This is a genomic window from Streptococcus parasanguinis, assembly GCF_001578955.1.
GTDB classification, from domain to species: Bacteria; Bacillota; Bacilli; order Lactobacillales; family Streptococcaceae; genus Streptococcus; species Streptococcus parasanguinis_U.
Genome location: NZ_KQ969690.1, coordinates 580,770 through 585,386, shown reverse-complemented (window position 1 = coordinate 585,386; position 4,617 = coordinate 580,770). Strand labels below are relative to the sequence as shown.

At 42.6% G+C, this 4,617-nt stretch carries 4 protein-coding genes; all 4 read left to right on the top strand.

What is annotated here, in order from left to right; genetic code table 11:
* The coding region (locus SPADD19_RS12750) for an ABC transporter ATP-binding protein (protein ID WP_241496514.1) at nt 1-947 on the top strand (947 nt) is incomplete at its 5' end.
* Nucleotides 948-960: 13 nt separating this feature from the next.
* Nucleotides 961-2,739: an ABC transporter ATP-binding protein gene (locus SPADD19_RS06750; RefSeq protein ID WP_003001385.1), complete on the top strand. Its 1,779-nt coding sequence runs from the start codon at nt 961-963 to the stop codon at nt 2,737-2,739.
* Between the two features lie 146 nt (nt 2,740-2,885).
* Nucleotides 2,886-3,395: a GNAT family N-acetyltransferase gene (locus SPADD19_RS06745; protein WP_003015000.1), complete on the top strand. Its 510-nt coding sequence runs from the start codon at nt 2,886-2,888 to the stop codon at nt 3,393-3,395.
* Nucleotides 3,396-3,500: 105 nt separating this feature from the next.
* Nucleotides 3,501-4,617, top strand: a 1,117-nt coding sequence (locus tag SPADD19_RS06740) for a phospholipase D-like domain-containing protein (RefSeq protein ID WP_061455577.1), incomplete at its 3' end; no start/stop codon positions are given.

The window sequence follows — 4,617 nt, the reverse complement described above, 5'->3', positions numbered from 1 at the left end:
ACGGTAGTTTGAAAATTGGGGATCTGGTTGCCTTTATTGAGTATAGCTTCCACGCGCTCTTATCTTTCCTCTTTTTAGCCAATCTCTTTACTATGTATCCTCGGACTGCGGTTTCTAGCCGTCGTCTCAAGGAAATCATGGACATGCCCATTTCGATTGATCCGAATGAGAATGGTGTAACAGAGACAGCATCTCGTGGCTATTTGGAATTTGACAATGTCACCTTTGCTTATCCAGGTGAGACGGAGAGTCCAGTTCTTCACAACATTTCCTTTCAGGCCAAACCAGGTGAAACCATTGCCTTTATCGGTTCGACCGGTTCAGGAAAATCCTCGCTTGTGCAGTTGATTCCTCGATTCTATGATGTCACACTTGGTAAGATTTTGGTCGACGGTGTGGATGTCCGCGACTACAATCTGAAAGCCCTTCGCCAAAAGATTGGTTTTATTCCGCAAAAGGCCTTGCTCTTTACAGGAACCATTGCTGAAAACCTTCGTTATGGGAAAGAAGACGCATCTGTACAAGAGCTAGAACAAGCAGCAGATATTTCCCAAGCAAAGGAATTTATTGACAGTCGCGAGGAAGGCTTTGATACGCATTTGGCAGAAGGTGGTAGCAACCTTTCAGGTGGTCAAAAACAACGCTTATCCATCGCTCGTGCTGTTGTCAAAGATCCAGATGTCTTTATTTTTGATGATTCCTTCTCTGCCTTGGACTACAAGACGGATGCCACTTTACGGAAGCGTCTCAAAGAAGTCACAGGAGATGCGACTGTCTTGATTGTAGCGCAACGTGTGGGAACCATTATGGATGCGGATCAAATTATTGTCTTGGACCATGGAGAGATCGTTGGTAGAGGAACCCACGATGAATTGATGGAAAGTAATGAGATCTATCGTGAGATCGCTAATTCGCAGCTCGATAGTCCATCATTGACAGAAGAATAGAAAGGAGAAGCAGATGAAACAAGAACAAAACAGTTTTAGTAGACTATGGACTTACTTGAGAGCCTATCGCTTGGAAGTTTGCTTGTCCATTTTCTTAAAAATCCTGAGTGTCGTCATGAGTGTTGTCGAACCCTTTGTTTTGGGACTTGCCATTACGGAGTTGACAAAAAATCTCATGGATATGGCAAAAGGGCTTGCAGGGGCTGGTCTTAATACCTCCTATATCGCGATCATTATGACACTCTATCTATTCCGTGGGGTCCTCTATGAGTTGGGATCTTATTATTCCAACTATTTCATGACCAATGCTGTTCAAAAGACCGTTCAGGACATGCGAAATGATTTGTCTCATAAAATCAATCACATTCCGGTTTCCTATTTTGACCGGCATCAGTTTGGTGATTTGTTAGGACGTTTTACTAGCGATGTCGAAACCGTCTCGAATGCCTTGCAACAATCCTTCTTACAAATCGTTAATGCCATCTTTACCTTGCTTTTTGTCATCAGCATGGTCTTGTACTTAAACATCCAGCTGGGGCTAGTGGTCATCTTATCCATTCCGATCACTTATTTCAGTGCTCGATTTATCATGAAAAAATCTCAGCCTTACTTTAAAGAGCAGGCTGATGTTTTGGGGGCAATGAACGGCTTTGTGCAAGAAAATTTAACAGGCTTTAATGTCCTTAAGCTCTACGTCCGGGAAAAATCTTCCCAAGAAGAGTTTCACGATATTACCCATCACCTTCAAAAAGTAGGGTTCAAGGCTAATTTCATTTCTGGCTTAATGATGCCGATTTTAAATGGGATTTCAGATTTGACTTATCTCATTATCGCTTTGATGGGTGGCTTGCAAGTGTTAGCAGGTCGTTTGACTGTCGGAAATATGCAAGCCTTCGTTCAATATGTTTGGCAGATCAACCAACCGATTCAAAACTTGACCCAATTGGCAGGACAGCTACAAAGTGCTAAGTCGTCTCTAGACCGGATTTTCCAAGTCATGGATGAGCCAGATGAAGTAGCAGATGTAACAGAAACCCTCTCTGGAGATTTGACAGGGCAAGTCAGCTTTAAAAACGTTGATTTCCAATATGTAGCAGACAAACCATTGATTCGTGATTTCAACCTTGAAGTGAAACCAGGTGAAATGGTGGCCATTGTCGGACCGACTGGAGCAGGGAAAACAACCCTGATTAATTTGCTGATGCGCTTTTACGATGTGACTGCAGGATCGATTACAGTCGATGGTCATGATATTCGTCATCTATCTCGCCAAGATTACCGCAAACAATTCGGAATGGTGCTTCAGGATGCTTGGTTATATGAAGGAACCATCAAAGAAAACCTTCGCTTTGGTAATCTCGAAGCAACGGATGAAGAAATTGTGGAAGCTGCAAAGGCAGCCAATGTCGATCACTTTATCCGGACGCTTCCTGGTGGTTACAATATGGAAATGAACCAGGAGTCTAGCAATATTTCTCTAGGGCAAAAGCAACTCCTAACCATTGCGCGTGCGCTCCTAGCGGATCCTAAAATCTTGATTTTGGATGAAGCGACGTCTTCTGTCGATACGCGTTTAGAACTCTTGATTCAAAAAGCGATGAAGAATTTGATGAAAGGGCGGACTAGCTTTGTCATTGCTCACCGCTTGTCTACCATTCAAGAAGCAGATAAAATCCTTGTCCTCAAAGATGGCCAAATCATCGAGCAAGGAAATCACCAATCCTTGTTAGCAGATAAAGGATTCTACTATGAGCTCTACAATAGCCAATTTTCAAATAAAAAAGCGGAATAAACTAAGGAGGTTGAGACTGGATTTCTCAACCTCTTTTCTATATAAATCCTTTTACAAAAAAATGAAACTATTAGATCTTTCCCTCTCTTCATTGACAGTGATAAGGCATATCGGTATACTAGGTATAATCTAATTAGGAGGCCACCATGATGATTCGACCCGTTCAGCTCAGCGATGCAACAGCTATCCGAGCGATTTACCAACCTTATGTGACAGAGACAGCCATTACCTTTGAGGTTGATGTGCCGACTGTCCAGGAATTTGAAAGTCGCATCACAAAAACGCTGACTCAATTTCCTTATTTGGTCGCAGAAGTGGATGGAAAAGTTGTGGGGTATGCCTATGCCTCGACCTATTATGCACGCGCTGCCTATGATTGGACCACTGAATTATCTATTTATGTAGCAAAAGAAGCGCGTGGACAAGGGATTGGATCGGCCCTTTATACGGCCTTAGAAGAAGAGCTACAAGCACGAGGCTACTTACGCTTTCTGGCCTGTATCGCAGTCCCAAACGAAGCGAGCATTTCCATGCATGAAAAGCGGGGCTATGTCCAAGTGGCTCATTTCCCAAAGATTGGCTATAAGTTTAACAAATGGCATGATATCGTCTGGATGCAAAAGACGATCGAAGGGCCGGTGAGAAAAATCAAGTAAGAGCGGTTAAGGAGTAGTAGCTAAATGAAATGAAAACTCCATATCACTTGAAACAATCCATAAATTATTCAGCATAGAAGATGTTTTTATACGAAAGAGGTTTTTATGACTCAAGAACAAAGTGCTAGACTGTTACCTCAAAAGCCCTCCAGATGGACCAAAATTCTACTTAACCGAAAGGTTCCCATTCTCCTGTTCTTCTTACTGGAATTGGCCTTTCTTGTCATTTCATATCTCAGCCTACAAGAGCATTTCCCATCCATTATCTTATGGGAACACTTGTTGAGTGTCTTTACCTTCTTTTACTTGCTCAATCGTTCCATGGATTCTCGTTCCAAACTGTCCTGGATAATTATCATTGCCCTCTTTCCAATTTTTGGGACGGCTCTGCTTTACTTTTCGTTAGCTGATTTGGGTGTGAGACGCTTGAAGAAGCGGCTTGAGGATGCTACAGTGCAGGCATCCGACCATTTAAGCACCGATCCAGAAGTTGCTGATTATTTATCCCAAAGTGATCGCCAATTACAGAAATTAGCTTATTTTTTGGAGCATAGTCCAGCACAGTTTCCTATCTACAGAGACACAGAGGTTACCTATTTTCCACTTGGAGATGACATGCTTCCAGCCTTGTTGGAGGATTTGAAAAAGGCCGAGCGTTATATCTTCATGGAATATTTCATCATTGACGAAGGGATCATGTGGGGTGAGATTTTAGCTATTTTGGAGGAGAAGGCCAAGGCAGGTCTGGATGTTCGTGTCATGTTTGATGGGATGAATGAGATGACTACCTTGTCTTACGATTATATCGAGCGATTGCACAAGGTTGGGATTAAAGCTCAGGCCTTCTCACCAGTCAAGCCCATTCTATCAACCTATTACAATTACCGAGACCATCGAAAAATTACAGTGATTGATGGTCAAGTTGCTTATACTGGTGGCGTTAATATCGCTGATGAGTATGTCAATAAACGAGAACGCTTTGGTCATTGGAAGGACACGGCCCTTCGATTAGATGGTTCAGCAGTTCAAACGCTCAAAGCTCTCTTTTTAACTATGTGGTCAGTAACTGGAATAGAGGATAAAACGGATATGGAGCACTATCTACAAGAAAAACCTCAACAAAGGAAGAGTCAAGGCTTGGTTCTTCCTTATGGCAATTCACCATTGACCTATCACAAAGTGGCTGAGGATGTTTATCTTCATTTACTGAATACATCGACCG

Bases quoted from the DNA above. Each gene is read 5' to 3' on its own strand.
- SPADD19_RS06745 (WP_003015000.1), top strand. From the start codon at position 2,886: ATGATGATTCGACCCGTTCAGCTCAGCGATGCAACAGCTATCCGAGCG.
- SPADD19_RS06750 (WP_003001385.1), top strand. From the start codon at position 961: ATGAAACAAGAACAAAACAGTTTTAGTAGACTATGGACTTACTTGAGA.